The following is a 422-nucleotide window of genomic DNA, read 5'->3' on the forward strand; positions in this document are numbered from 1 at the left end:
TACTAAAAGTTGCATATCCGTTTTTTAAAAAAGTTGAAAGAGAAAAGTGGTATTTTAGTGGGAAGGAAGTATAACTTTTTGGTAGCGTTTTACAATAAATAAATATTCGTTAATAACGTATAAATATTCTTAAATGCCGTACTGGTAAAATTTGTTAAATTCGTTAAATCGTAACTTAACACTGTTGTTTTAGCGCTATTAAGGTTTTGTTTATTACGGGAAAAATTATATAAATATTCAATAATTGCCAAGTTTCAAATTGTATGAAATTTGCATTATTATTAAATGTTAGTTATTGTCAATTTTGTGAATCAATATAATTATTACATTTTGAGATAAATCGAAACAGGATTCATAAAATTAATAATTAGGGGGAGCACAATTGAAAAAAGAGAAAGTTATGGACTGGACGACCTTTATAG

The 422-nt window shown here is 25.8% G+C and carries 1 protein-coding gene and 1 pseudogene; one reads left to right on the forward strand and one right to left on the reverse strand.

The window, feature by feature from the left end; translation table 11 throughout:
- Positions 1 to 74: pseudogene (locus C5S61_RS27525) on the forward strand (hypothetical protein); the annotation flags it as partial.
- A 15-nt stretch (positions 75 to 89) separates the two neighbouring features.
- On the opposite strand, the gene C5S61_RS27530 reads toward C5S61_RS27525, so the two are convergent.
- Complete coding sequence (locus C5S61_RS27530; RefSeq protein WP_031860558.1) at positions 90 to 251, reverse strand: hypothetical protein; 162 nt, start codon at positions 249 to 251, stop codon at positions 90 to 92.
- Positions 252 to 422: the final 171 nt, after the last annotated feature.

Origin of the sequence: Herpetosiphon llansteffanensis, assembly GCF_003205875.1 — a bacterium.
Classification (GTDB): domain Bacteria; phylum Chloroflexota; class Chloroflexia; order Chloroflexales; family Herpetosiphonaceae; genus Herpetosiphon; species Herpetosiphon llansteffanensis.